We start from the raw sequence: 471 nt of genomic DNA on the forward strand, positions 1-471 counted from the left end.
CACCGCAGAAGAGGGCAAAGCCATTTTCAGCTCTTCAGCAGAGATTTTAAAAGATGCGCCTGCAATGAGAACAAGCCGCCGCGAAAAACTGCAACTGTCAAAGATCATGGAAGACATTATCAGTTCGTTAGACCCAGATGCTGACGGATCTCAAAAGCCTCAAACACATGAGCGTCAGTAACAATATCCTGGTCTGATAGCCCCAGCCTGCGGCGGATGTACTCCTCGCGGGCTGTTTCATTTTGCAGTGCCACTACTGTTTCCAGACGATTCATTTCGCGGTTGATAATGTCACGGACTTCTCTGGCGGTGAGATTATGCTTAATACCATATTCAACGATAGCGCGAACACGTTCCAGCATCCCTTTTTCAGCCATGACGTTATCAATATTAAGGGGAGTAAATTTAGTTTCATTATTCATATTATTCACCTTCACAATTCATGCACGCTGTGTCATCGCCCATATCGCA

At 45.6% G+C, this 471-nt stretch carries 1 protein-coding gene; it reads right to left on the bottom strand.

Features of this window, described 5'->3' with window-relative positions; translation table 11 throughout:
- Positions 1-119: 119 nt before the first annotated feature.
- Positions 120-422, bottom strand: a complete 303-nt coding sequence (locus tag AC0L3J_RS37425; protein ID WP_001058561.1) for a hypothetical protein — start codon at positions 420-422, stop codon at positions 120-122.
- Positions 423-471: the final 49 nt, after the last annotated feature.

Source organism: Bradyrhizobium sp. Kon37 (assembly GCF_055807535.1).